The sequence below is a fragment of the Kutzneria sp. CA-103260 genome, assembly GCF_018263855.1.
Lineage (GTDB): Bacteria > Actinomycetota > Actinomycetes > Mycobacteriales > Pseudonocardiaceae > Kutzneria.
Window position 1 is genome coordinate 5,354,778 of sequence record NZ_CP073318.1, and the last position, 25,243, is coordinate 5,380,020.

At 70.2% G+C, this 25,243-nt stretch carries 22 protein-coding genes; 10 read left to right on the forward strand and 12 right to left on the reverse strand.

Features of this window, described 5'->3' with window-relative positions; translation table 11 throughout:
* Positions 1 to 8 precede the first annotated feature (8 nt).
* Both JJ691_RS23270 and JJ691_RS23275 read right to left on the reverse strand, forming a co-directional pair.
* Complete coding sequence (locus JJ691_RS23270) at positions 9 to 689, reverse strand: SDR family NAD(P)-dependent oxidoreductase (protein ID WP_211770827.1); 681 nt, start codon at positions 687 to 689, stop codon at positions 9 to 11.
* 62 nt (positions 690 to 751) lie between these two features.
* Complete coding sequence (locus JJ691_RS23275) at positions 752 to 1,450, reverse strand: L,D-transpeptidase family protein (protein WP_211770828.1); 699 nt, start codon at positions 1,448 to 1,450, stop codon at positions 752 to 754.
* 80 nt (positions 1,451 to 1,530) lie between these two features.
* Between JJ691_RS23275 and JJ691_RS23280 the strand changes: the two genes are divergently transcribed.
* Positions 1,531 to 2,067: an RNA polymerase sigma factor gene (locus JJ691_RS23280; protein WP_211770829.1), complete on the forward strand. Its 537-nt coding sequence runs from the start codon at positions 1,531 to 1,533 to the stop codon at positions 2,065 to 2,067.
* Positions 2,055 to 2,789: a hypothetical protein gene (locus JJ691_RS23285; RefSeq protein ID WP_211770830.1), complete on the forward strand. Its 735-nt coding sequence runs from the start codon at positions 2,055 to 2,057 to the stop codon at positions 2,787 to 2,789. The genes JJ691_RS23280 and JJ691_RS23285 overlap by 13 nt, the downstream gene beginning before the upstream one ends.
* Here the strand turns inward: JJ691_RS23285 and JJ691_RS23290 are convergent.
* Positions 2,779 to 4,602, reverse strand: coding sequence for a glycoside hydrolase (locus JJ691_RS23290; protein WP_211770831.1), 1,824 nt, complete (start codon positions 4,600 to 4,602; stop codon positions 2,779 to 2,781). The genes JJ691_RS23285 and JJ691_RS23290 overlap by 11 nt on opposite strands.
* A 127-nt stretch (positions 4,603 to 4,729) precedes the next feature.
* Positions 4,730 to 5,536 (reverse strand): helix-turn-helix domain-containing protein, encoded by an 807-nt coding sequence (locus JJ691_RS23295; RefSeq protein ID WP_211770832.1) that lies wholly within the window; start codon positions 5,534 to 5,536, stop codon positions 4,730 to 4,732.
* Positions 5,537 to 5,636: 100 nt separating this feature from the next.
* Between JJ691_RS23295 and JJ691_RS23300 the strand changes: the two genes are divergently transcribed.
* Complete coding sequence (locus tag JJ691_RS23300; RefSeq protein ID WP_211770833.1) at positions 5,637 to 6,491, forward strand: oxidoreductase; 855 nt, start codon at positions 5,637 to 5,639, stop codon at positions 6,489 to 6,491.
* A gap of 6 nt (positions 6,492 to 6,497) precedes the next feature.
* Here the strand turns inward: JJ691_RS23300 and JJ691_RS23305 are convergent, their stop codons facing one another.
* The 4 genes from JJ691_RS23305 to JJ691_RS23320 form a co-directional block, all read right to left on the reverse strand.
* Positions 6,498 to 7,328, reverse strand: a complete 831-nt coding sequence (locus tag JJ691_RS23305) for a L,D-transpeptidase family protein (RefSeq protein WP_211770834.1) — start codon at positions 7,326 to 7,328, stop codon at positions 6,498 to 6,500.
* 132 nt (positions 7,329 to 7,460) lie between these two features.
* Positions 7,461 to 8,663: an acyltransferase gene (locus JJ691_RS23310; protein WP_211770835.1), complete on the reverse strand. Its 1,203-nt coding sequence runs from the start codon at positions 8,661 to 8,663 to the stop codon at positions 7,461 to 7,463.
* Between the two features lie 280 nt (positions 8,664 to 8,943).
* Complete coding sequence (locus tag JJ691_RS23315) at positions 8,944 to 9,999, reverse strand: glycoside hydrolase family 88 protein (RefSeq protein ID WP_211770836.1); 1,056 nt, start codon at positions 9,997 to 9,999, stop codon at positions 8,944 to 8,946.
* Positions 9,996 to 12,302 carry a hypothetical protein gene (locus JJ691_RS23320; protein ID WP_211770837.1) on the reverse strand — a complete coding sequence of 769 codons (2,307 nt, stop codon included), beginning with the start codon at positions 12,300 to 12,302 and terminating at the stop codon, positions 9,996 to 9,998. The genes JJ691_RS23315 and JJ691_RS23320 overlap by 4 nt, the downstream gene beginning before the upstream one ends.
* 162 nt (positions 12,303 to 12,464) lie before the next feature.
* Between JJ691_RS23320 and JJ691_RS23325 the strand changes: the two genes are divergently transcribed.
* From JJ691_RS23325 to JJ691_RS23340, 4 genes are all read left to right on the forward strand, one after another.
* A complete protein-coding gene (locus tag JJ691_RS23325) occupies positions 12,465 to 13,589 on the forward strand; it encodes an EfeM/EfeO family lipoprotein (RefSeq protein ID WP_211770838.1) in 1,125 nt (374 codons plus the stop codon).
* A complete protein-coding gene (gene efeB / locus JJ691_RS23330) occupies positions 13,586 to 14,779 on the forward strand; it encodes an iron uptake transporter deferrochelatase/peroxidase subunit (protein ID WP_211770839.1) in 1,194 nt (397 codons plus the stop codon). Before JJ691_RS23325 ends, efeB begins: the two co-directional genes overlap by 4 nt.
* A gap of 20 nt (positions 14,780 to 14,799) precedes the next feature.
* Entirely contained in the window at positions 14,800 to 16,407 is a 1,608-nt protein-coding gene (locus JJ691_RS23335; RefSeq protein ID WP_211770840.1) for a phospholipase C, read from the forward strand.
* A gap of 142 nt (positions 16,408 to 16,549) precedes the next feature.
* Positions 16,550 to 19,384, forward strand: coding sequence for an AfsR/SARP family transcriptional regulator (locus JJ691_RS23340; protein WP_211770841.1), 2,835 nt, complete (start codon positions 16,550 to 16,552; stop codon positions 19,382 to 19,384).
* Between the two features lies 1 nt (position 19,385).
* Here JJ691_RS23340 and JJ691_RS23345 read toward each other — a convergent pair whose 3' ends face one another.
* A complete protein-coding gene (locus JJ691_RS23345; protein ID WP_211770842.1) occupies positions 19,386 to 20,273 on the reverse strand; it encodes an N-acetylglucosamine kinase in 888 nt (295 codons plus the stop codon).
* A 63-nt stretch (positions 20,274 to 20,336) separates the two neighbouring features.
* Here JJ691_RS23345 and JJ691_RS23350 point away from each other — a divergent pair, with 63 nt between their 5' ends.
* Positions 20,337 to 22,202, forward strand: coding sequence for an ABC transporter ATP-binding protein (locus JJ691_RS23350; protein ID WP_211770843.1), 1,866 nt, complete (start codon positions 20,337 to 20,339; stop codon positions 22,200 to 22,202).
* Here the strand turns inward: JJ691_RS23350 and JJ691_RS23355 are convergent.
* Positions 22,199 to 22,426, reverse strand: a complete 228-nt coding sequence (locus JJ691_RS23355) for a hypothetical protein (protein ID WP_211770844.1) — start codon at positions 22,424 to 22,426, stop codon at positions 22,199 to 22,201. The genes JJ691_RS23350 and JJ691_RS23355 overlap by 4 nt on opposite strands.
* A 58-nt stretch (positions 22,427 to 22,484) precedes the next feature.
* Between JJ691_RS23355 and JJ691_RS23360 the strand changes: the two genes are divergently transcribed.
* Positions 22,485 to 23,081: a TetR/AcrR family transcriptional regulator gene (locus tag JJ691_RS23360; protein ID WP_211770845.1), complete on the forward strand. Its 597-nt coding sequence runs from the start codon at positions 22,485 to 22,487 to the stop codon at positions 23,079 to 23,081.
* A 106-nt stretch (positions 23,082 to 23,187) separates the two neighbouring features.
* Positions 23,188 to 23,595, forward strand: a complete 408-nt coding sequence (locus tag JJ691_RS23365) for a glyoxalase superfamily protein (protein ID WP_211770846.1) — start codon at positions 23,188 to 23,190, stop codon at positions 23,593 to 23,595.
* 111 nt (positions 23,596 to 23,706) lie between these two features.
* On the opposite strand, the gene JJ691_RS23370 is transcribed toward JJ691_RS23365, so the two are convergent.
* Both JJ691_RS23370 and JJ691_RS23375 read right to left on the reverse strand, forming a co-directional pair.
* The gene (locus tag JJ691_RS23370; protein ID WP_211770847.1) at positions 23,707 to 24,699 is read right to left on the reverse strand and encodes a CDP-diacylglycerol diphosphatase; all 993 of its coding nucleotides are present in this window, start codon (positions 24,697 to 24,699) and stop codon (positions 23,707 to 23,709) included.
* A 233-nt stretch (positions 24,700 to 24,932) separates the two neighbouring features.
* Complete coding sequence (locus JJ691_RS23375; protein ID WP_211770848.1) at positions 24,933 to 25,088, reverse strand: hypothetical protein; 156 nt, start codon at positions 25,086 to 25,088, stop codon at positions 24,933 to 24,935.
* Positions 25,089 to 25,243: the final 155 nt, after the last annotated feature.

Here is a 25,243-nt window from a genome sequence, read left to right on the forward strand (position 1 = left end):
CTGATCCCCTACCAGGGAACGGACTTCCCGTGACGGTCCAGGAACTGGAGGCCGGGGGCGCCGGCCTGGGCTTCGAGGACGTCGACAACGGCCGGAATGCTCTCCGACGGATTGAGCGGAGCGTCGGGGCCGCCGAGCTCGGTCTGGTTGTGGCCGGGATCGATGAGCAGCTTGGTGTGCCCGTCGTGGGCGTGCCGAGTGGCGTAGCTGCGCATGAGCTGGTTGAGCGCGGCCTTGCTGGCCTTGTAGAGCTCGTAGCCACCGCCGGTGTTGAGCGAGATGCTGCCCTGCTCGGAGGACATGACGGCGACAGTCCCGCCGGGGACGACGAGGTCACGCAGGGCCTCGACGGCGCGCAGCGGGCTGAGCGCGTTGGTGATCATCACCTCGGTGAACATGCCGGTGGGGACCTGGTCGATGGGCAGGTCGCCCCGGTCGATGGCGGCGTTGACGAAGAGCAGGTCGAGGCGGCGGCCGGCCAGGCGCGAGCGCAGGGCGGCGACCTGCTCCGGGCTGGTCATCTCCAACGACTCGACCTCGACCGAGGCGTCGACCCGGAGCTGGCCGCCGGGCTGGCGAGTCGTGGCGATCACCTGCCAGCCCCGCCGGGCGAGCTCGTCGACGAGGACGAGACCCAGACCCCGGGAGGCGCCGATGACAAGGGCCAGGCGATCGGATGCAGCGGACACGGTCACTCCTTAGTGAAACGGTCCACTCAGGCTAGACGCAACGTTGCGTCTAGACAAGCGCCTCAGAAGATGAGCACCTCGGCCCCGGGGTGCAGCAGCGGGTAGACGTCGTCGATGGACTGGTCGGTCATGCGGACGCAGCCGTTGCTGGCCGGAACCGGCGCGACGTCCTCGCCACCGTGCACGGCGATGCCCGTGGTGGTGATGTAGCTGGGCCGGTAGAGCCGGCCCAGCGGCGCGTACTCCCAGAAGTTGATCTGGTAGTAGACGTGGAAGTCGCCGAGCGGGGTGACGCGGTCGCCGGTGTTGTCGCCGGTGGAGACGTCGTAGATGCGGTTCACGGCCCCGTCGACCACGGTGTAGTCGACCTGGTGGGCGATGTCGACCTCCAGGTGGGTGCCGGCGGTGGCGTGCTGCGGCTTGATCGTCTTGGGCGACGGGGAGCGCAGGGCGGTGGCGGTGGCGTCGTCGATGACGCCGGTACGGAGCAGGCCCTGCACCTTCTGGAACGCGACGATCGCGTGCTTGGTCTCGTCGTCGAGGGTCCCGTTCACGCCTCGGGCCTGGTAGCCGAGGTCGTGCAGGATCTGCTGCGCTTCGGCGACCGTCGGCGGGGCCGGCTTGGGCGGCACGACAGTGGTGGTGGCTGTGGCGGAGGTCACGGTCTGCGCCACCGGCGCGGTCGCGGACTGGGCCTGGGCGCAGGCGGCGGCCAGCAGCGCAACAGAGCCTGCGACCAGCGCTTTCGCGGTTCTCGACATGTACTCGGATCCCTTGGGCGAGCGAATCGGCGTCACTGGGGATTGGCACGAGTGTCCCGGGGCGCAACGTCCGACGCCAGTTGTTCGTCGTCCACGGCGTGGAGGACCTGGAGTCGCTGTACCGGGAACACGTGCATGCGCTGCTCGGCTACGCCGCGCGCCGGCTCGGCGACCCGAACGAGGCGGCGGACGTGGTGGCGGCGACGTTCCTGGCCGTGCTGGAGCGGCCTGGCGGCTTCGACCCGGCCCGCGGCACGGCCCGGTCCTGGCTGTTCGGCATCACCGCCAACCTGATCGCCTCGCGCGGTCGTCGGCGGGGCGCGGAGTTCCGGGCCTTGCATCGCGTCTACGGTCAACGCACACTCGCGCCCGACGACTTCGCCGAACTGGAGGCCCGCGTGGACGCCGCCACCGCCGCGACCGCCGTGCTGGCCGGGCTCGACGACCTGCCGCCGGCCGAGCGGGAGCTGTTCCTGCTGGTCAGCCTGGACGAGCTGACGCCGGGCGAGGCGGCGCAGGTGCTCGGCATCACCGCCTCGGCGGCGCGGATGCGGCTGGCCCGGGCCCGCCGCAAGCTGGTGCCGCTGGTCGGGGAGGGATCGACATGCCCGAGCTGACCCCGTTCGAGGAGCGGATGCTGGCCGGGCTGCGGCAGGTCGAGCCGCCCCGCAAGCGTCGCCGCTGGCTGCCGGTGGCGGCGACCGCGGCCGTCGCGGCCGGGCTGTTGGTGCTGACCGTGATCCGGCCGCCGATCGGCACGCCGACCGACGTGCACGAGGCGAGCGCACCACCATCGATCCGCCATTTGCGCTGGACCACACCGCATCTGAGCCCGAACGGACCGGGGAGCGACGAGGTGTGGATCGACGACGTGCGCCACACCGTGCGGCTGAAGTCGCCGACGTTCGACCGGACCTTCACCGACGTGCCGGAGCCGATCGCGCTGAACCGGCCGGGTGTGCCGGAGGAGTTCGCGAAGATGTCGCCGGACGTGCTGGTGGCCGACCAGCGCACGATCGTCGCCGACCTGCCGACCACCGAGACCGCGCTGTCCGACGTGATCAGCGAGGTGGCCAAGCGGACCAAGATGTACAACGGCCAGGTGCTCGCCGACCTGCTCAGCAAGCCGGGGCTGAGCGAGCAGATGCGCGCGGTGACGGTGAAACTGCTGTTGCGGCAGCCCGAAGTCGGCCTGCTCGACCCTAATTCCGTCGACCTGGACGGCCGTCAGGGCGCGCTGTACGTGGCCAATGTCGGGCCGCTGTCGTTGCAGCTGGTCATCGACGCGTCGACGAGCACGTTGCTGTCGATGAACAAGGACACGATCGTCAACCAGTAGCGTTCAGCGTCCACGGCTGCCCGGCGCCGACGGTCAGCTGCACACCGTCCGATGTGGACGCCGCAGTCAATCCCCTGCCCTGGTTGGAGATCGTGCCGTTGCTCACGGTCCACTGCTGGGCCGCCGACCCGTCGCAGGTCCGCTGCACGACGGTCGTGGCCGAGGCGTCGAGGCACTTTCCGCTGTTCACCGAGGTGATCGTGCCGTTGGCCTGCACGGTCCAGCGCTGGTTGGCGTCGCCGGTGGTGTGGTACTGGATCACCGCCGCACCGTCCGAAGTGGACGCTCCGGCGACGTCGGCGGCGGAGCCGGAGTTGACCGCCTGCACGACGTAGTTCCGGCCCGGGACGGCGGAAGTCGGCTGGCCGAAGGTGAACGTGGTGATGCTGCGGGCCGGCAGCGTCGCGGTCGCGGTGCTGCCGCTGACGGTGGGCAGGTCCACCGGGGCCAGGTCCTCGGTGGCGCTCGTCCGGTACGCCCCGGTCGCGGTGAGCTGGCCGTTGGTCGCGCCGAAGTGCAGCGGGAAGGAGGTGGCCGACGTGTTGTCGTTGATCGCCACCACCGTCCACGTGCCGCCGGACTCGAAGGCCACCGGCCACACGTTGGCCGGCATGCCGGTGATCGGGAACCGCAGCGCGTTGGGCCGCACGAACCGGCTGAAGTTGGCCAGCGCCCAGAACCGTTTGGTGACATAGAGGTTCTGGTTGCCGTTCGTCGCGTAGTTCGGGTCGTAGTAGATCAGGCCGTCGTTCCAGCCCTGGCCGTTCTTGGTGGTCGGGCAGCTCGGCGTGGCCACCGGGTCGCAACCCAGCACCGGGGACAGCGCCGTCCACCAGTCGAACTGGGCGTCGTTGGCCTCGGTCAGGTCCTGGTGGATCAGGTCGGCCATGCGCAGGCCGCCGTCGATGGTCGGGTCGTAGCCCTGGCCGTAGCCGCCGCCGTTGGAGCAGCAGATCTCCGTGGCCCACAGCGGTTTGCCGTAGTTCTTGGCACTGGCCCGCAGGGTGTTGAGAGTGGCGTTGGTCGGGAAGTCGTAGGTGTGGTGGGCCAGCGCGACCAGGTACCGCTGGGTGTTGGCGTCCCCGGCCCAGAGCGGCAGCTCGAAGATGTCCTGCAACGCCCAGCTGGTCTCGTCGGCCAGCACCTGGGCCGACGCGCCCGACCTGGCCAGGGCCGCCCCCAGCGCCTGCACGATAGCCCCGCGCTGGCCCGTGCCGACCGACATGCCCTCCTGGCCGCAGTCGCCGAAGCTGTTGTCCGGCTCGTTCATCGGACTGACCTGGGAGAACGTCACGCCCTGCTGCTGGAAGTGGGTCACCACGTCGGCCAGGTACTGCCCGAACGCCGCCTCGTCGCCGCTGGTCAGGGAGCCGCCGCAGCTCTTGCCGTTGGTCGTCCACACCGGCGGGGCGCTGTTCACGAACGCCTGCAGGTCCGGCACTCCGTGCTGGGCCGCCGCTTTCACGAAGGTCGTGCCGCCCGGATCCTTCGTCCAGTCGTACACGCCCGGGCTGACCAGCGCCGTCTGCGGGGCTCGCGGCGGATTCGTCACGCCCACTCCCCCGCCGCCCACGTTGTAGCGGTAGACGCTCAGGTCCAGCCCATCCGGACCGAACAGCAGATCACCCACCCGCTGCTGCACCGCCGGGGCGAAATGCGCCAGGTCGTTCACCCACCACGCGCCCGAGGCCCCGAACCCCTGCACCGACTGCGCCGGTGTCCCCGACACCTCCGCCGCCGCCTGCGGTGTCGCCACCGCCGGAGCCGCCATCGCCGTCATCGCCAGCGCCGTCGCCAGGATCACCCCACGCATGGTCAAGACCGTAGGCAGTGATCGCTACTCGCCGGTACCCCCAACAGTTCACAGTTGAAAACCCCGGCGAGTTCACCCAGGAAATTCAGCACTGTCCGTCACACCGAATGTCGGTTTCCGGTCGTGGTCAGGCGAGGCTGCGCAGTGTTTCGTCGTCCCCGCTGCCGGGGTGGGGGAAGTACACGTACAGCACGTGGCCCTCGGGCCCGGCGCACGCGAAGGTCTCGAAGCTCAGGCGCAGGACGCCGATGCCGTCGACGCGCAGTCGTTTGTCGCCCGTCACGCGGTCGTACACGTCGTGGGAGTCCCACAGTGCCCGGAACGTCTCGCTGCGCTCGCGCATGCCGGCGATGAACGGGTCGAGTTCCGCGCCGCGCACGCCTGACGTGGCGCGCAGACCGGCGACGGCTTGCTGGCTGATGTCGTCCCAGTCGGGGTAGACCTCGGGCGCGCGGGGGTCGAGGAAGGTGAACTCGATCAGGTTGTGCCCGGGGCTCCACGCCGGGTTGACCCGTGCGGCGAGCGCGGTGCCGGCCAGCACGTCACGGGTGGGGCCGACGACGAACGCGGGCAGGTCGGCCCAGCGCTCCAGCAGGGCCAGCACCCCCGGCCGCACGGTGTGGCCGGGGACGGCGTGGGGGTCGGCCGGGGCCAGCGGCGGCGTCGCGAGGGACCACAGGTAGGCCCGCTCGGTGTCGTCCAGCTGTAGCGCGCGAGCCAGGGCTTCGAGGATCTCGCGGGAGGGATGCCGGTCGCGGCCCTGCTCGATCCGGGTGTAGTAGGACGGGCTGAGCCCAGCCACCAGCGCCAGCTCCTCGCGGCGCAGCCCGGTGACCCGCCGTCGCGTGCTGTCGCGGACGCCGGCGGAGGCGGCGTCGATTTTCTCCCGGCGGCTACGCAGGAAGGAGCCGAGCTGGTTGTCGTCACGTGCCATCAGGACCGACTTTACCGCTGGTCACACGCGAAGCTGACCCTGCGGGAGCCACCCTCACGGGGGTGTGGCACGTCCAGGGGCGCGCTGGTGGCATGAAGGCATGTCGAACGAAACACCCCAATCGCCGGTGTGGCTGATCACCGGATGCTCCAGCGGCCTGGGCCGGGCCTTGGCCGAACACGCCCTCAACCGGGGTGACCGGGTCGCGGTCACCGCCCGCGACCGCATGACCGTGACCGATTTCGCCGACAAGCACGGCGATCGCGCGCTGGCCCTGGAGTTGGACGTCACCGACCCGGCGTCGGTGGCCGCGGCCGTCCAGGCGTGCGAGGAGGCCTTCGGACGTGTCGACGTCCTGGTGAACAACGCCGGATACGGCTACCTGGCCGCCATCGAGGAGGGCGAGGACACGGCGGTCCGCGCGCTGTACGAGACCAACGTGCACGGCGTGGTGACCGTCCTCAAGGCGGTGCTGCCCGGCATGCGGTCCCGCCGCTCGGGGCGGATCGTCAACGTCTCGTCCTTCGGCGGCCTGGCCGCCTTCGCCGCGACCGGCTACTACCACGCGACGAAGTTCGCCCTGGAGGGCTTGTCGGAGTCGCTGCACGCGGAACTCGCGCCGCTGGGCATCGCGGTGACGATCGTCGAGCCGGGCGGCCTGCGCACCCAGTGGGCGGGGGCGTCGATGCGGCAGTCCCCAACCCGCCTGGACGACTACGAGCAGACCGCCGGCAAACGCCGTGACGCCACGCTGGCCGTGTCCGGCCGCCAGCCCGGCGACCCGGCACGGGCCGCCGCGGCGATCGCCGCGATCGTGGACACCGAGGCACCGCCGCTCCGGCTGCTGCTGGGCTCCGACGCGCTCGCCGGGGCTCGCGCCCGTCTGGACCGGGTGCGCGGCGAGATCGACGCCAACGAGGCGTTGACCAGGAGCGCGGACCTGGCGGAGGCATGAGCCCGATTATCCGATGCCGATGACGATGCGTGGCTCAGCGGCGGGATTGAGCCAGCGCATCAGCGGGAGCAGGTCGTCGACGGGGATCGCCACGCAACCCTGGGTCGATGCGCCGGTGGTGACGTGGAGGAAGAACGCGCTGCCGGCACCCTGGGCGATGCGTGGGCCGGTGTTGTAGTCGATGACCACGGCGTAGTTGTAGAACGGGGTCTCGTAGTAGAGGTGTTCGTTGGGGTTGCTGCTGGTGGTGTCGAACGGGCAGGCGCTGGCGCAGCGCTGGTGGGTGTTGTAGAGCGGGCCGGGCTGGCTGATCCACCAGTCGTCGGGGGTGGTGCGCAGGTAGGGCAGGGCGGTGCCGGGGTTGGCGTCGCGGCCGAAGGCCTGGGTCAGGGTGAAGCTGCCGATCGGGGTCGCGGACAGGGTCTCGCTGGGGTGGGCGGTCAGCCCGGCCGAGCCGAGGTTGGCCGGGATGTTCGCGCTGACCGGCTGCCAGCCGCCGGCGACCTTGGTCCATTCCCGCACCTGGGCCGTGGTGGCGGAGGCGCTCTTCGCGACGACGGTGATCACCTGGGTTGCCGAGCCGGTGTCGGCGGTCAGCGGCAACGGCTGACCAGCGGGAGGGGCCGGCGTGGTGGTTGTCGGAACGGTGGTCGACGGCGTGGTGGTCGTCGGCGCGGTGGTCGTCGTTGATGCCGGCACCGTTGTCGTGCTGGTGCTGCTCGGCGGGGTGCTGCTCTCGTGGGCAGCCGAGCGGGCAACCGGCGGCGGGCTGGTGGCGCAGCCGGCTAACGCCGTCACGAGCAGCGCGGCCGATACGCACCGCGGCAGGGATCGCATCAGCCCACACTCTCACGTCCGCGCGTCGCGTCGAGCAGCGACGCCCGAACGGCGACAAGCCGCCCGGGTGGGCGGCTTGTCGATGTGCCGGAAACCGACATTCGGTGTGACGGAAAGCGTGACTCGCGGGGGTCAGGCGGCGACGGGGTGCACTTCGGCCTTGACGGGCTTGGGGGCGCGGCGGATGCGGTCGCGGCCGATGAGGACCTTGGCCAGCGGGGTGCGGATCACGATCTCCACGACGACCAGGGAGGTGATCACGGCGAACAGGTAGGCCGACACGGTCAGCGGCAAGCCCTGGGGGATGTGGTTGGGGAACCACTCGCCGAACTCGTTGAGGAACACCCACAGCATGGCCGGGTGCACCAGGAACACGCCGAAGGAGCGCTGGGAGGCGGCGGCGATGATCCGCTGGGAGCGGGAGCCGGCCTGCTGGCGGGCGGCCCAGCGGGAGCCGACGAGGTAGAGGGCCAGCACGACGAAGCCGTACCAGGGCAGCATCTCCGGCTGGAGCACGCCGGTGGCGTCGCCGGGGGTGTGGCCGTAGGCGAGGTTGACTCCGTACCAGGTCAGGGCGAGCGCGGCGGAGCCGGCCAGGCCCCACCAGATGAGCCGGCTGTGCGCGGTGATCCAGGCCTGGAACGCCTCGTAGTGGAAGGCGGCGATGCAGCCGGCCAGCAGGAAGAACTGGTAGGTGATCACCAGCGTGCCGTCGTTGGACCACAGCTGCCCGAGCAGCGAGTCGGGGTCGGACGGCGCGGGCAGGTAGGTCTCGGCCAGGGAGAGCCCGACCTGCAGCACCAGCGAGCCGACGAGGATTTTCTTGTGGTGCCGGACGGTCTTCTTGAGCACCGACAGCACGAACGGGAACAGGATGTAGAACTGGAGCGACACCAGCAGGAAGTACAGGTGGTACCAGCCCAGTCCCTTGTAGATGCAGCCCCAGAGGTTGTCGAGGAAGTCGCCCAGCGGCATGGAGCTCATGCCGACCTGTTGCAGGACGCCGAAGTAGAAGGCGGTCCAGATCAGGTACGGAATGCCGACCAGCGACATCCGCCGCCGCCAGAAGTTGCCGGTGGCCAGCGGGCGCTTGCGGTAGGTGTAGACCAGCACGAACCCGGTGAGGAAGAAGAACACGGACCGGGTGAAGTGCAGCAGGGTGAGCGCCCCGTAGGCGGTCACGTCGGCGCCGTCGTTGGTGTACGTGATGACGTGCACCGCGATCACGCTGGCGAAGGTCAGCACTCGGACCAGGTCGACCTGGTTGAGGTGTCCCTTGCCCGCCTTCGCCGTGGCCTTGGCCGCCGGCGCGGCGGGGAGCATCTGAACGCTCATCGGGCGTGTCCTCCCTCGTCCCACTCGTGATCGGTGACTAGCTTGCAACCTCGACCTGAGAGTGGCTTAAGGATGGCGGCCCCATTGCCTGTCGAAATCCTGATGATGGTTCGACCTGTGCTCCCATGACGCGCCAGCAACCCTTCCGACCAGGGGATTCACCTCCGCCCCCGGGGACTGGGCCGGACAGGTGACCTTCAGCATCTCGACAGCTGACGCCCAGGCTTCCCGTTCGGGACCACGCCACGCGCCGCGCGTGGGTTCACCGTAGCGAACGGACTCACTGACACGAGCGGGTGACCAGGGCGGCCGCGTAGGCATGCAGCCCGAGGCCCTGCCCCCAAGGCTGGATGCGGTCGTCACGAATGACGGAATACCCGAACGGCACGAGTTGTAACACGGTGCCGGCGCTGGTCCTGGTCACGGCGCCGTCGGCGGCCACGTACGGGTGCAGCCCGCCCATGGCTCGCCAGGCCGATTCCCCGGTCACCGCAGGTGAAACGCCCAGCGCGGCGGCCCGGAACAGCGCGGCGGCGATGCCGGCTGTGGCGGAGGTCTCGATGATTCCCCGGGTTTCCGGGTGCCCGTCGACCAGCACGTCCCACACGCCGTGGGCCGGTTGGTTTCCGGCCAGCGCGGCCAGTTGGGCGGAAAGAAGTTCACGGATGTGACCGTGGCTCGGATCGGCTTCGAGGATTTCGACACCGGACAAGGCGATCCAGGCGTTGGCCCGGCCCCAGAAGCACCAGACCGTCTCGCCGCGGTGCGAGCCGTGGGCGAACAGACCGGTGGCCGGATCGCGCAGCACGTCGGCGTGCGCGAGCCACTGCCTTGCCGCCTCGGCGATGAGCTCCGGCCGTCCCAAGGCCTGTCCGCACTGGACGAGGAACACGCCGGCCATGAACGCGGTGTCGGCCCAGACACCGCCGGGCCAGTGCTCCAGCGCTCCCGGCCCGGTCCGCTCGGCCAGCCACGACAGCAGCTGCTCGCAGGCGTCGGCGTAGCGGCGCTCGCCGGTCTCCTTGTACAGCCACGCGCAGGCCGCGCCGGGAATGATCGAATTGACGTGATCAGGCGCTATGCCCTGCCGGAGGTGATTGTCCACATAATCGACCACGAAGGGCGGCAACGGATCCCCGGCGGCCGAGGCCAGCCGCAGCAGGCCGAGCAGCACCACGCCCTCGCCCCAGAACCAGCGGCGCAGCCCCATCTCCGCCGCGCGCCGGCCGATCCGCCGGCCGGTGTCGGCGAGAACGTCAACGGTCAAAACCGAAGGATCCACCGGCGGCCGCAGCGGTTCGGCGTGCTCGGCCGAGCTCGGGTCGAGTCCGGTCACGGCCCCTCCCAGTCCAGCGACAGTCCTTTGTACGTCACACCATCAGACCAGAACACCGGCTCCGCCGGGGCGGGATCGCCGACCACGCACACCCAGGCCGTGCCGGGACCGTTGGGCCGCAGCTCCTGGTAGGCGTCCGGACCGGTGGTGACGATCCGCGCGCCGCCCTCGCAGGCCAGCGCCACGATGCCGGCGCCGCGACGGCCGATCGTCCACACCCCGCGCTGTTCCCAGGAGTCCAGTGTGGACAGTGGGAACCAGGCGTGGGTGTAGCCCATCGGGTCGTCCGGCGGGATCCGGTACAGGGCCAGCACCACGTCCCGGAACTGCCGGGCCCGGGGCAGGATCCGGTTGCCGGCCCAGGCGTTGGGCCGGGCCGAGGAGCTGGTCGACGAGTTCGGCGCGTGGGTGACGTAGACCTGCGTCTCCGACCCCAGCGTGGCGCCCCAGACGTGCTCCTGGAGCCCGGGCAGGCCGGCTCGGTAATCCTCCACTGTGGACAACATCACGTCGGACGTCTTGTACACCACGATGTCCGAGTGGTAAGGCCGCGAGAGCAGGTCGTGCTCGAAGCGGTACTCGCCCGCCGAGCTGATCCGCACCAGCTCCCGCGCCTCGGGCGCCGCCGGGAGCTGGTACTTCACCGCGGTGGCCAGTGCCGTCGCCGGCAGCACGGCGTTGTTCAACGCGCCCATGCCGTAGCACAACCACAGGATCGGGGCGGTCTCCTCGAACCGTGACGACCGCACGGTGTTCACGTACGACCGGCCGTGCGCGGCCCCGTTGACGCCCCGCCACGACGTGACGTGCAACCCGGTCAGGATCCGGTCCAGTAGCACGCGGGCGTCGGCCACCAGCGACGGCTCCCCGGCGAACTCCACAATGGACACCAGGGCCAGCGCGTCGATGGCGAGGTAGGCGTTGGAGTTGAACTCGCTGAAGCCGCCGGCCAGCCGGCGCCGGATCCACTCCGCCGCCAGCTCGTGGCCGTGCGCGGCGTGGTCCGAGCCGGTCCAGCCGGTGTTGCCGAACACCTCACCGGGGAACAGCGAGCCGGCCAGCAGCTCGGCGGTGTGCCACACCAGCTGGTGGTTCTCGGTGAAGTAGCACATGGCGTCCAGGCCGGGCTGGTCGATCCAGTACTTGAAGCCCAGCAGCGCGGCCCGCACCTCGTCCCGCAGCCCTGGATCCCAGTGCTCGGCCCCGACGCGGTGCAGCAGGGTGATCAGCCCGACCGCCTCGAAGTCGGCGCAGTCGGCCCGGCTGGCGATCATCCACAGCGACCGCTCCAGGGCCTCGGCACGCACCCGGCCGGCGGCGAGGGCGGTCGCCACGCTCGGCGTGGTCGTCTGCACGTGCGCGAGCAGTTCGGCCCGCCATTGTTCCGGCGAGCCAACGGGTTCCGGCCGGTAGCGCGGCGGCAGCACCGCGATCGGGAACTCCCGGAACACCGGCGAGCGGTCGTCGTCCACCGACACCCGCAGCACCACCTCGCCGCTGGCCAGCATCGACGCCGACCCCACGGCCCCTTCGGCGTCCTCGCCCAGATCGCCCAGATCGACCAGCCGCGCGGTCGCCCGGCCATCGGTCAACGTCACGACCTCGCGGCCGACGCGGAGCCGGGCATCAGCGGGACCGGTCAGCTCCACCGCGCCGTCGACCGTGCCCCAGGTCGGCGTGCCGACCGCGGACAGGATCCGCTCCGCCTCGGCGGCCACCCGTTCGTCCGCACCGGGGCTGGGAATCACCACCCGCACCGGCAGGCCGCCGACCCGCAGCCGCACGACCTGGCGGCACTCGCGGAAGCCGACCTGCCAGGACGTCACCACGACCTGGGAGATCCCGGACGGCAGCCAGACCCGCACCTCGTGCTCGGCCGGCTCCATGTAGGTGACGGTGTCCGCGTGCAGCAGCAGTTCACCGTTGACGTGCAGCAACACCGGGCCGGTGCTGGCCACCTTCAAGGTCCGCCATTCGGCCTGGTCTATCTCGAAGGCCGTGCCGGCGACGGCGGTGCGGTAGGTCGGCGTGAAGCAGAATTCGCTCCAATCGACCAAACCGTCCATTCCGGTGTGAATGCGACGGAATTTCGGGCCTTCTACGACTTCGGGCGGCGGCTGGTCGACCGGCAACGGCCGGTTCAGATAGAGCCGGCGCTTCAACGGGGTGACGTCCGGGCCGTTGGTGAGCACCCACCGGCCGTCGTCTCCCCAGGGCGAACCCGTGGCGGCCACACCGAGATCCGCGTCGGGCACCGGCGCGGCGATCACCGGCCGCACCACCCAATCGAGTACCGATCCCATTACTGACAGTCGATGAGTTGTGCGTCCATCCGTGGCCACGATGCCCATTCTGTCCGACTAGGACAAACAATGCGTGACGAGCGGGCCAACACCGTTCGACTCCCGTGACAGCCCCCTTAGGATTCCCCACGATAGAAATCGTCGATCACCAGGAGCGACCCCGTGCGCACTCCCCGTCCGCTGCCGGCGGCGATCGCCTTGGTCGGGGTGGCGGCGGTCGTGACGGTGGCGGTGTGGCGGCCCTGGGAAGGCTCCGCCGACGCGGCCAGCGGCCCGCCCCAGATCACCGTGTCCCGAAGCCAGTGCGGCCAGGGGTGGACCGACGCGAAGACCGGCCGGCAGACGTTCACGCTGCGCAACACCGGGGACGCGGCGGCCGAGGTCGACCTGGTCGAGCTCGGCAGCAACAAGGTGTACGGGGAGCTGGAGGGCCTGGGCCCGAACACCAGCGCGCCGATGGACGTCCAGCTGGGCGCCGGCCAGTACGCCTTCCGCTGCCTGATCGAGGACACCGACGCGATCACTGGTCCGAGTGTCACGCTGACGGGTGACTCGAAGAGCGGTCCGGCCGCGGTGGCCGTGACTAAGAACGACATGCTGCCGCTGGTGAAGCAGTACGAGGCCGCCGTCGCCAGCGGCGTCGCCGACCTGGCCGCCAAGACCGACAAGCTGCGCGGCGACGTGGACGCCGGCAATCTCGACGCCGCCCGCGCCGACTGGCTGCCGGCGCACCTGGCCTACAACTCCCTTGGCGCGGCCTACGACGCCTTCGGCGACTTCGCCGACAAGATCGACGGCTCCGACGCCGGCTTCCACCCGCTCGAGAAGGGCTTGTGGCACAACGCCGCCGCCGGTGACCTGAAGCCGATCGCCGACCAGCTGGCCGACTCCGTGCGCGGCCTGGCCGACGACCTGCCCAACGAACAGGTGGATCCGAACGATCTCGGGCTGCGGGCCCACGAGATCATGGAGAACGCCCTCCAGTTCGAGCTGACCGGGGAGAACGACCAGGGCAGCGGCACCAGCCTGAACACCGCGCTGGCCAACCTCGACGGCACGGCCAAGGTGCTAGCCATCCTGGACCCGGTGCTCCAGCCCCGCTACCCCGACCTGCCCCAGGTGCGGAAGTGGGCGGACCGGACCCGCGCGCTGCTGACCGCGCACCAGAACACCCCGGTCGGCCAGCTGGACCAGGCCACCCGGGAACAGCTCAACGGCGCCGTCGGCGAACTGCTGGAGAAGCTCGCCCCGGTCGCCGCCATCCTCGAAGTTCGGAGAGATTCATGACCGGCCTCGGCCGCCGTTCCTTCCTGCGCGGCGCGATCGTCGGCGCCGGCGCGGCGGCGGTGACCGGGCTGTCGGTGTCCGCCGACGCCGCCACCTCGAACTCCGTTGCGTTCCACGGGGTTCACCAGGCCGGCATCGACACCCCGCAGCAGAAGCAGGCCGTCTTCGCCTCGTTCGACGTGATCGCGGCGGACAAGGGCGAGCTCACCGATCTGCTCCAGACGCTGACCGACCGGGCCCGGCTGCTGACCGCCGGCGGCGCGCTGCCGCCGCTGGGGATCACGGCCCCGCCGGCCGATTCCGGGGTGCTCGGACCGGACATGCCGGGCGACGACCTGACCGTCACGGTCGGCCTCGGCGCGTCGCTGTTCGACGACCGGTACGGCATCAAGGAACGCAAGCCGGCCAAGCTGACGGCGATGAAGGAATTCCCCAACGACAGCCTGGACGACAGCCTGTGCCACGGGGACCTGAGCCTGCAGCTGTGCGCCACCGAGACCGACACCGTGCTGCACGCGCTGCGGGACATCGCCCGGCACACCCGCGGCGGGATGCAGCTGCGCTGGCGGGTGGACGGCTTCCAGAGCCCGCCGCGGCCCTCGGGCACGCAGCGCAACCTGATGGGCTTCAAGGACGGCATCGTCAAGCCGGTGCCGGCCGACTTCGACAAGCTCGTGTGGGTCGGCAAGGGCAACGGCGAGCCGGCCTGGACCGAGGGCGGCAGCTACCAGGTGCTGCGCCAGATCCGGATGCTGGTCGAGTTCTGGGACCGGGTCTCGGTCAGCGAGCAGGAGAACATGTTCGGCCGCCGCCGGGACTCCGGCGCGCCGCTGGACGGCAACACCGAGACCGACGTGCCGAACTACCCGGCCGACCCGACCGGCGGCGCGATCCCGCTGACCAGCCACATCCGCAAGGCCAACCCGCGCACCACCGACACCGCGGACAGCCAGTTCCTGCGCCGCGGCTACAACTACGACAAGGGCACCGACTCGGTCGGGGACCTGGACATGGGGCTGTTGTTCTGCGGTTACCAGCAGGACATCGCCCGGCAGTTCGAGGCCGTGCAGACCCGGCTGGCCGACGAGCCCCTCGTCGACTACATCCGGCCGGTCGGCGGCGGTTATTTCTTCGCGCTTCCCGGTGTTCGGGACAGCAACGACCACTTCGGCCGGTCGTTGCTCGCATGAGTCACTCAGGAGGAGAAGGCATGCGTGCAAGACGCCGTGTCCTGGCCACGGCCGCCGTGGCCGCGACGGGCTTGTTGCTGGCCGCCTGCGGCGGCGGTGACACCAACCAGGTGGCCAACGCCGCCGATTCGTACCAGTTGGTCCACCCGACCACGCCGATCCAGCACGTGGTGGTGATCTTCGGCGAGAACATCTCGTTCGACCACTACTTCGGCACGTACCCGAACGCCACCAACGCGGACGGCACCCCGTTCAAGGCGGCGCCGGGCACGCCCAAGGTCAACGGGCTGTCCAAGCAGCTGCTGACCGACAACCCGAACGCCTACGACCCCAAGCGGCTCTCGCCGTCGCAGGCCCTGACCTGCGACCAGAACCACAGCTACGGTCCGGAGCAGAAGGCCGTCAACGGCGGCAAGATGGACAAGTTCGTCGAGAACACCGAGACGGACAAGTGCACCGGCCAGCCGGTTCTGTTCGGCGAGCCCGGCCTGGTGATGGACTACTACGACGGCAACACCGTCACCGCGATGTGGAACTACGCCCAGCACTACGCGCTGAGCGACAACTCCTTCGACACGGTGTACGGCCCGTCCACCCCGGGCGCGCTCAACCTGATCTCCGGCCAGACCCACGGCGGTCAGGCGATGGACCCGAAGACCGGCAAGCCCACCACGGACGCCTACGCGGTGCAGTCGCCGGACAAGAACGGCATCGGGACCATCACCAACGACCCCGACCCGTTCTACGACGACTGCTCCAACACCAACGGGACGGCGTCGAACAACCTGGCCGCGATGCACGGCCAGAACATCGGTGACCTGCTCAACCAGAAGCACGTCACCTGGGGCTGGTTCCAGGGCGGCTTCGCGCCGACCAGCCAGAACAACGGCAAGGCCGTCTGCGGCGCCAAGCACGCCAACGTCGGCGGCAACGCGGCGCTGGACTACAGCCCGCACCACGAGCCGTTCCAGTACTACCAGTCCACGGCCAACCCGAAGCACCTGCCGCCGTCGTCGGTGAGCGCCATCGGTCACACCGACCAGGCCAACCACCAGTACGACACGTCGGACTTCGACAAGGCCGTGGCGGCCAACAACCTGCCGTCGGTGAGCTTCCTGAAGGCCGGCGAGTACCAGGACGGCCACGCCGGCTACTCCGACCCGCTGGACGAGCAGGCGTTCATCGTCAAGGAGATCAACCAGCTCCAGAAGTCCAAGGAGTGGTCCTCCACCGCGGTCATCCTGGCCTACGACGACTCCGACGGCTGGTACGACCACGTCAAGCCGCCGACGGTGAACGGCTCCAAGGACGCCGCTCTGGACCAGGCGGCGCTGTGCGGCCACAGCCTGGTCGCCGGCGGCTACGCCGACCGCTGCGGCTACGGCCCGCGCCTGCCGTTGCTGGTGGTCTCGCCCTACGCCAAGACCAACCACGTGGACCACACGCTGACCGACCAGACCTCGGTGCTGAAGTTCATCGAGCAGAACTGGCGGACCGGCGAGATCGGCGACCACTCGTTCGACCAGCGCGCCGGCAGCCTGTTCGACATGTTCAACTTCTGGCAGCGCCCGAACAACAAGCAGCTGATCCTGGACCCGAAGACCGGGGCCGTGGTCAGCAACCACTGATCGCACTGATCCGGGAACGCCCCGCTCCTTTTTCTGAGGAGTGGGGCGTTCTTCTGTGCCCTTACCGCCACTCACGCTAGGCAACGACTCCATCACCGGCGAAGATGGGAGGTCCGGGGCGAGGGCGATCGGAACGGTGGTCATGGGCGGCGGGGGAAATCCGGGGACGGCCGTCCGGCTGCTGGGCCGGATCCAGGTGCTCAACGGGGCCACGGCGGTCGACCTGGGCCCGTCCGGGCCGCGCTCGGTGTTCGCGGTGCTGGCCTTGCGCGCCAACACAACCGTGACCCTGGACGAGCTGATCTCCGCCCTGTGGGGCGAAACGCCGCCGCGGACCGCCGAGGGTGGCATCTACTCGCACGTCTCGACACTGCGCAAGGCGCTGGAACCGGGCCGTGGCCGCAAGGACGAGCCGCGGGTGCTGACCAGCAGTCGCGCCGGGTATTGCCTGCTGCTGCCACCGGATTCCGTGGACGCGTTCCGGTTCCAGACCGCGGCCGCCGAGGCCCGGCGCTGTTGGACGGCCAACGACTTCGACGGCGCGCTGATCCACTGCGACCGCGCGCTGCGGGAGTGGGGCGGGCCGCCGCTCGGTGGGGCGGCCGGGCCGTTCGCCGAGGCCGAGCGGTCCCGCCTGGAACTGCTGGAGCTGGATCTCGCGGAGCTGCGGTGCGCGGCACTGCTGGAGACCGGGGCCACCGGCGGCGCGGTCGCCGCGCTGGCCACGCTCACCGCCCAGCACCCGTTGCGGGAACGGCTGCACGAGCTGCTGATGCTGGCCCTGCTGCGCACCGGGCGGCCAGCCGAGGCAATCGAGGCGTACCAACGGATTCGGGAACGTCTGGTCGAGGAACTGGGCGTGGAACCGGGCCCGGCGCTGCGTCAGATGCACGAGCGCGTGCGGGCCGGCGAGGACGCCGAGCCGACGGCTTTCCCACTCCCCCGCGTGACGCCCGCGCAGCTGCCGCACGGCGTCGCGGAATTCACCGGTCGCGAGGCCGAACTGGCACGGCTGGGCGAGCTGTGCGCGGAGGCGTCCGGCGCGGCGCACGGCGGATCGGTGGTGATCTCGGCCATCGACGGCGCGGCCGGCGTCGGCAAGACCGCGCTGGCCATCCACCTCGCGCACCGGGTCTCCGGCGATTTCCCGGACGGCCAATTGTTCGTCGACCTCCGCGGTTTCGACCCGCACTTCTCGCCGGTCACGCCGGAGGACGCGCTGGGCCATCTGCTGCGCGGCCTCGGCGCGCAGGCCGACACCCAGCACACCGGGTTGGCCGCGCAGTCGGCGCTGTACCGCTCGCTGCTGGCCGGCCGTCGACTCCTTGTGGTGCTGGACAACGCCGTCAGCGCCGAGCAGGTCCGCCCGCTGCTGCCGGCCTCGCCGGGCTGCCTCGCCCTGGTGACCAGCCGCAACCGGCTGGCCGGGCTGGTGGCCCGGGACGGCGCGACCCGGCTCAGCCTCGACGTGCTCCAGCCGGCGGAGTCCCTGGCGCTGCTGCGCCGCGTTCTCGGGTCCGCGCGGGTGGCGGTCGACGTCGAGGACGCGCGGGCCCTGGCCGAGTTCTGCGGCCATCTGCCGCTGGCGCTGCGGATCGCCGCCGAGCGGGTCATCGGCCAGCGCGGCATCGCGCATCTCGTGGAGGAGTTGCGGGCGGAGCGGGACCGACTGGACGCACTGTCCATTTTGGATGATGAGTCCTCGGTGCTCCGGACCGTGTTCTCCTGGTCGTACCAGTCGCTCAAACCCGAGGAGGCCCGGGCGTTCCGGCTGCTCGGTCTGCACCCGTCGGTGGAGTTCGGCGTGACCGAGGCGGCCGTCCTGCTCGACGTCCCGGTGCCGGACGCCCGGCGGCTGCTGGCCGGGCTGGCCCAGTCGCACCTGCTGGAGCCGGTCGCCCGCGATCGCCACCGGTTCCACGACCTGCTGCGGATCTACGCCGCCGAGTGCGCGGAGCGGGACGAGGCCGGGGTGGCCATCGACCAGGCCGTCCGGCGGCTGGCGCGCTGGTGCCTGGCCTCGGCCGCCGCCGCCCGCGAGGTGCTGACCCCGGAACTCGGCCCGATCGAGCTGGAGCCGCCGGAGCACCCGCCGTTCGCCCCCAACGGCTACGAGGACGCGCAGGCCTGGACCAATCGTGAGCTGGCGGCCCTGGCCGACGTGCTGCGGCTGGCCGTGGACCGCGGCCTCGACGCGTACGCGGCCAAACTCGCCAGCGCGCTGGGCAGCCTGTGCCACTGCACCAGCCGCTGGCCGGAATGGCTTCGCATAGCCGAAATCGGGCTGGCCGCGGCCGAGCGGGCCGGCGACCGGCTCAGCGTGGCCCGCCTGCACAACGACGCCGGGGTCGTGCACCACTTCCTCGGGCACGGCGACCAAGCCGTGGCCTGCCACCAGAAAGCGGCCGGTCTGCTGACCGAGCTGGCCGAACTGGGCGAGGGCAACCAGGAGGCCATCGCGGCCAACCTGGCCGTGGCCTACCTGATGATGGGCCTGCGGCTGGACGCGCTGCCGCTGTTGCAGGACGCCCTGGCGATCGCCCGCCGGCAGGACAGCCTGTTCGTCGAGGCCGCCGTCTCCGAAGCGCTCAGCGCCGTGCTGTCCAGGCAGGGCCGGCACGACGAGGCGATCGAGCACGGGCTGCGATGCGTGGCCCTGGCCCGGCAGACCGGGTCCGAGCACATGCTCGCGCACGGCATGGCCCAGATCGGCGGGGCCTGCCGGCGAGCCGGCCGGCTGGACGAGGCGATCAAGCATCTCGACGACGCCCTCCAGCTGTGGCGGGGCCTGGGCGACCGCTGGGGCGAGGTGCACAGCCGGCATTCCCTGGCCCGTGCGCTCCACGAGGCCGGCCAGCCGGACCGCGCCCGCCTGCTGCTCACCGAGGCGCTGGACCTCGTGCGGACGTCCGGACGCCCCGCCGTCTACGAACGCGAGGCCGGTGCGATCCGTGCGCTGTTGGCGACAATCGGCTGAGTCAGAGGATGCGGGCCAGCTTGGCCGCGCCGACGGCGCCGTCCTCGGCGAAGCGGGCGGTGAGGCCGAAGCGGTCGGCCATGCCGCCGGCGACCAGGGCCCGCAGCGGGCCGTCGGCCAGCAGCAGCCCGCCACCGAGCACGACGTCGTGGTAGCCGGCGCCGACCGGGTCGAGGGCGTCCACCGAGGCCAGCAGCAGCTCGGCGGCCTCGGTGACGATCTCCGCCGCCACCGAGTCGTCCGCGTACAGGCCGGTGACCAGCGGCGCGAGGGTGGCCAGCCGCACCGGCGGCTCGCGGTAGACGGCGGCTTCGATGGCCGACGTGTCCGGTTCGGTGGCCAGGGCGTAGGTGACCAGGTCGACGAGCTTGGTCGGGCGGCCGCGGCCGTCGAGCATGCGCAGCACGGCCCGCACCGCCTGCCGGCCGATCCAGAACCCGGAGCCCTCGTCGCCGACCAGCCAGCCGTTGCCGTCGATGTGCCGCTTGATCCGCCAGTCCCGCAGCTCGGCGGCGGCCGCGCCGGTGCCGGACATCACCAGCACGCCGTCGGGCACCGGGCTGCCGGCGGCGAAGGCCACCTCGGCGTCGCTGAGCACCCGCGGGGCCACTTTCAGGCCGATCTCGGTCGCCACCCGCTTGACCTCGTTGACCAGCGGCCGGCCCGCGGTGGGCCCGCCGGCCAGCCCGATCACCGCGGCGGCGACACCGGAGGGAGAATGGTCCCCGAGCGCCTGGCGGAACGCCGCCGCCAGCTGCTGGCCGGCGTGCTCGATCCCGTGCACGACGGGGTTGGCGCCGGCCGCCTTGCCGGTGCCGAGCACCTCGCCGTTCGCGTCGACCAGCACAGCCCTGGTGTTCGAACCGCCCGCGTCGGCGCCGAGGTACATGGAATAGAAGAGTAGACGGCTCGGTTCCCCGGTCGTCACAACGTTGGAGAGTCGGGGGGATCGATGGATTCGTCCTGGATGTTCATGCGCGGCGTGATGGCTCGGGCGGACGCCCCGAACCAGGTGCGCCGCGGCACGCTGCGCCGGGTGCTGGAGTTCGCCCGGCCGCACTGGGGAAAGCTGGCCGTGTTCCTCGGTCTGACCGTGGTGGACGCGTTTCTCGCGGTCAGCACGCCGGTGCTGGCCGGCCGGGTGGTGGACGCGATCATCAACCGGGCCGCGCTGGGCCTGGTGATCGGGCTGGCCGGGCTGATCGCCCTGGTGGCCGTGGTCAGCGCCGGCACCAGCCTGGTCGAGCGCTGGCAGTCCTCGCGCATCGGCGAGGGCCTGATCTACGACCTGCGGCGCGCGGTGTTCGAGCACGTGCAGCGCATGCCGGTCGCGTTTTTCACCCGCACGCGCACGGGTGCGCTGGTCAGCCGCCTGAACAACGACGTGATCGGCGCGCAGCGGGCGTTCACTTCTTCACTGTCAGGTCTGGTCACGAACGTCATCCAGCTGGCCCTGTCGCTGGTCGTGATGCTGTCGCTGTCGTGGCAGGTCACGGTGCTGGCCCTGGTGCTGCTGCCGGCGTTCCTGCTGCCGGCGCGGCGGATGGGCGCGCGGATGGCTGGGCTGGAGCGGGAGGCCGCCGGGCTGAACGCCGGCATGACCAACCAGATGACCGAGCGCTTCTCCGCTCCCGGGGCCACGCTGGTGAAGTTGTTCGGCCGTCCCAAGGCCGAGGCCGAGGACTTCGGCGACAAGGCCCGGCGGGTGCGGGACATCGGCGTGCGGACCGCGATGGCGTCGCGCTGGTTCCTCACCGGCATGTCGCTGCTGCCGACCATCGCCCAGGCCCTGGTGTACGGGGTCGGTGGCTGGCTGGCGCTGACCGGTCAGCTCGAAGCGGGCACCGTCGTGTCGCTGGCGCTGCTGCTGACCCGGCTCTACACGCCGCTGACCGCGCTGGCCAACGCGCGGGTGGACATCATGACCGCACTGGTGTCGTTCGAGCGGGTCTTCGAGGTGCTGGACGTGCGGCCGATGATCGTGGAGTCGAACCGGCCGACCCCGCTGCCCGCCGGGCCGGTGTCGGTGGAGTTCGACGACGTGCGGTTCGGCTACCCGTCGGCCGACCAGGTGTCGCTGGCCTCGCTGGAGTCGGTGGCCAACCTGGACACCCGCGGCGGGCAGGAAGTGTTGCACGGCATCAGCTTCCGGGCCGAGGCCGGCCAGCTGGTGGCCCTGGTCGGGTCCTCGGGCGCCGGCAAGTCGACCATCGCCTCGCTGGTGCCGCGGCTCTACGACACCGTCTCGGGCGCGGTCCGACTGTCCGATGTGGACGTTCGCGAGCTGTCGTTCGACGACGTCCGGGACGCGGTCGGCGTGGTCACCCAGGACGGGCACCTGTTCCACGACAGCATCGAGGCCAACCTGCGGTACGCGCGGCCCGAGGCCAGCGCCGAGGAGCTGTGGGACGCCATCGAGCGGGCCCGGCTCGGCGACCTGATCCGGAGCCTGCCCGACGGCCTGGAGACCGTGGTCGGCGAACGCGGCTACCGGCTGTCCGGCGGCGAGCGGCAGCGGCTGACCATCGCCCGGCTGCTGCTGGCCCGGCCCCGCGTGGTGATCCTGGACGAGGCGACCGCGCACCTGGACTCCGAGTCGGAGGTCGCGGTGCAGGCCGCCCTGACCGAGGCGTTGCAGGGCCGGACCGCGCTGGTCATCGCGCACCGGCTGTCCACCATCCGGGCCGCCGACCAGATCCTCGTCATCGAGGACGGCGAGGTGGTGGAGCGGGGCACCCACACCTCGCTGATGGCTGCCGGCGGCCGTTACGCGGAGTTGCACAACACGCAGTTCCGCGAGGAGCCGACTGCGGTCTAAGAGGTGGCTCGGTTCTTGGCGTTCTCCAGCAGCCACAGCGCCGCCACGCAGAGCACCAGCACGGACCCGGCCACGATCAACGAGGCCGGGTCCGGCAGGTAGAGCGGCAGGGCCAGGCCCGACGCGCCGCGACCGATCAGCTTGAACACGAACGGCAGCACACCGCTGTGGATCCCGATGAGAGCCGCCATCATCTGCAGGAACTCGCAGGTCTTCTTGCTCATCACTACCCCCTGAGTTTTTATGATGCGATCGCACCATAACAGATCGTGAGGAGTCGCGGTGCCGAAAGTCGTCGACCACGAGCAGCGGCGGCGGGAGATCGCCGCCGCCGTCTGGCGCCTGGCCAGCACGCACGGGCTGGAGTCGGTCAGCCTGCGCCAGGTCGCCGCCGAGGCCGGCGTGTCCATGCGGCTCGTGCAGTACTACTTCGAGACCAAGGACCGGATGCTGCGGTTCGCCCTGCGGCACCTCAACGAGGTCCTGGAGAGCCGGGTCCGCACCGCACTGGGCAGCGAGCCCACGCCACGCGAGATCATCCGCACCAGCCTGGCCGAGCTCGTGCCGGCCGACGAGCACAGCCGCATGGTGTCGCTGGTGTTCATCGCCTACTTCGTGCGGGCTCTGTCCGATCCCGTGCTGGGCGAGGCCTTCCAGGGCGACGGCACCGATCAGCTCGCCGCCTTCTTCGCTGGCCTGATCCGCGATTCCCAGGCCGCCGGCCACAGTCCCTCGTGGCTGGATCCCGAACGGGAGGCCGCCACCCTGCTGGCCGTGGCCAACGGCATGGGCCCGGACGTGCTCATCGGCACCGCCACGGCGGACGACGTGCTCGCCACCCTGGACTACAACCTCGACCGCGTCTTCCCACCCCGCTGACGCCCCGCCCCTCACACCGCTTTCCGCCACATGTGCGCCACAGTCGACTTCAAACGATGCCTGCGGACCACATGTGGCATCAGGGCAGGTGTGAGAGGGTGGCGCCGTGGAGCTGAAGCTGGAGCTGGTGCTGCTGCCCGTCGCCGACGTCGACCGGGCCAAGGCCTTCTACGCCGACCAGTGCGGCTTCGCCGTGCACGTCGACCACCGGGCCGGCGAGAACTTCCGGGTGGTGCAGATGGACCCGCCCGGCTCCGCCTGCTCCATCGCCTTCGGCGTCGGCATCACCGACGCCACCCCCGGCACGATCAAGGGCCTGCACCTGGTGGTGTCGGACATCGTCGCCGTACGCGAGGAGCTGGCGGCCAAGGGCCTGGCGGTCAGCGAAGTCCGGCACATGAAGGACGGCTGGCAGCCCGGCGTGGACCCGGACCACACCGACTACAACTCCTTCGCCGACTTCGCCGACCCCGACGGCAACACCTGGGTCCTCCAGGAAAAGGGCTACCGGTAGCGCCGTCTCCGCACCCACCCCGGTCCTCCACGCAGTCCGACGGTCAAGTACCCGCACCGTAGCCGCCAACCGCTGCCTGGCGACCAGCCTGACCTGTGGTTCCGCGGCGACTCAGCTGTACACAAGCAACTGATCACAGGTAGACGTGCCACCGTGGAGCGATTTATCGCTGTTCAGGACATAGAAAGTCCCGACGAATCCGCCGTTCGTCTTCTTCGGCACCACGATCAACGTTTGGTCGGCCATTTTCAGGTGCGATTTCTGCACCACGTTGCGGTACAGTAATGTGAAGATGTTCTGGTCCAGACCGGCGAGAACGAGGGCCCGGTACGTCCGATCTCCCTGAGAGCCGTTGATGGTGACACGATATTTCGGATCAGCCCATCGTGTTGGATCATCGGCGATATCTCCCGAATTTTCGAGCTCGTGCAAGCGGCGTTGCAAGCTGTCCCGCACTCCGGCCATGTGGATATGCAGCTGATTGAAGCGCCTGGCATCCTGCGAGTTGACCCCGAACCCTATGCTTCGATACTTCACAGGAACCACCCCGCCAGGCATCGCATTGCCCCAGGCGTAGTTCCAGTAATGCGGCGCACCGGCTTCCCATATGAACGGACATTCAATGCCCGCAATTCGACGCGCTGGCAACAGGAGGTAATTGTGAGTATTCTCGGGTTTGCCGCGTAGTACGACATACTGGGCGGTCTTGTGCACACAGTCGGGCGGCAGCTGGGGCGGTGGCGGAACTACCCCGTGAATGCAGTACTGAACATCGTTCCATAGTGGATCGTTTCTGTCACCGGGATCACCGCAGATGACCTGGAGTGACGTAGGCGGACAGCTGTTCGTGGCAGCGGAAGGGTCTCCACATACGGGTGCCCGGGACGCCGTGGCAACGTTCCTGTCCGCTTCCGCACCCACCAGGAGCGCGGCAACACCAACGGTGGAAGAGAGTCCGAAAAATCGACGCCGCGACAGGTGCCCGATATTCTCACTTCCATTCATGACGATCACCTCCGATGCGATAATCGGGCGGCCGGCGCTGTCAGCCTTTTCCATGTCCTTCGTGCGACGCGGCGGCAGGCAGCGGCGCAGAGGCGTCACCGACATTCCTTGGCCACCAAACACATGAACGGTCACCTCGCGCGGTGAGCCCTCGGGCGACCAGCCACGTCTGCCGCAAGATGGTGGCGTCGGGATTGAGCGACGCGGGACTCGTGGCGCAGGGCGACCGCCTCCGGGCCACGCGCAGGTGTCAACGACGCGTGCGAGCCGACGTGAGTCGAGGTCAGAGGTGTGGGCAAAGTGTGGCCCGCAGTCTGAACGGTGTTGGCATCTCAGGACGAGTGCTGCCACACCACCAGGTCGGTGGCCAGCGCGAACTGCCCCTCCCGTCCCTGGTCGGCCGCTGAGCTCGCCTCCGGCGTGTGGCTGTCACTGGAAGCAGGCGGCGATGGCACTGGGCGATGATCCTGCTGCTCGTCGCTGGCCACGTTCGATGCACCCCCAAGGAAAAACGGCGAGCGTCATGGTGACACGCACGGTTGAGACCTTCTGGTGTTTTGGTCGATCATCAACCGGATGGCGGTGCCGAGCGGGTCGTCTTGACGGCCGTGATGCGCCTGATGGCTCGACTTCACCCGAGCAG

Coding starts and splice junctions, on each gene's coding strand:
- JJ691_RS23275 (WP_211770828.1), bottom strand. CDS start 1,450: ATGTCGAGAACCGCGAAAGCGCTGGTCGCAGGCTCTGTTGCGCTGCTG.
- JJ691_RS23285 (WP_211770830.1), top strand. CDS start 2,055: ATGCCCGAGCTGACCCCGTTCGAGGAGCGGATGCTGGCCGGGCTGCGG.
- JJ691_RS23290 (WP_211770831.1), bottom strand. CDS start 4,602: ATGCGTGGGGTGATCCTGGCGACGGCGCTGGCGATGACGGCGATGGCG.
- JJ691_RS23295 (WP_211770832.1), bottom strand. CDS start 5,536: ATGGCACGTGACGACAACCAGCTCGGCTCCTTCCTGCGTAGCCGCCGG.
- JJ691_RS23300 (WP_211770833.1), top strand. CDS start 5,637: ATGTCGAACGAAACACCCCAATCGCCGGTGTGGCTGATCACCGGATGC.
- JJ691_RS23305 (WP_211770834.1), bottom strand. CDS start 7,328: ATGCGATCCCTGCCGCGGTGCGTATCGGCCGCGCTGCTCGTGACGGCG.
- JJ691_RS23310 (WP_211770835.1), bottom strand. CDS start 8,663: ATGAGCGTTCAGATGCTCCCCGCCGCGCCGGCGGCCAAGGCCACGGCG.
- JJ691_RS23320 (WP_211770837.1), bottom strand. CDS start 12,302: ATGGGATCGGTACTCGATTGGGTGGTGCGGCCGGTGATCGCCGCGCCG.
- efeB (WP_211770839.1), top strand. CDS start 13,586: ATGACCGGCCTCGGCCGCCGTTCCTTCCTGCGCGGCGCGATCGTCGGC.
- JJ691_RS23335 (WP_211770840.1), top strand. CDS start 14,800: ATGCGTGCAAGACGCCGTGTCCTGGCCACGGCCGCCGTGGCCGCGACG.
- JJ691_RS23340 (WP_211770841.1), top strand. CDS start 16,550: ATGGGCGGCGGGGGAAATCCGGGGACGGCCGTCCGGCTGCTGGGCCGG.
- JJ691_RS23345 (WP_211770842.1), bottom strand. CDS start 20,273: ATGTACCTCGGCGCCGACGCGGGCGGTTCGAACACCAGGGCTGTGCTG.
- JJ691_RS23350 (WP_211770843.1), top strand. CDS start 20,337: ATGGATTCGTCCTGGATGTTCATGCGCGGCGTGATGGCTCGGGCGGAC.
- JJ691_RS23355 (WP_211770844.1), bottom strand. CDS start 22,426: ATGAGCAAGAAGACCTGCGAGTTCCTGCAGATGATGGCGGCTCTCATC.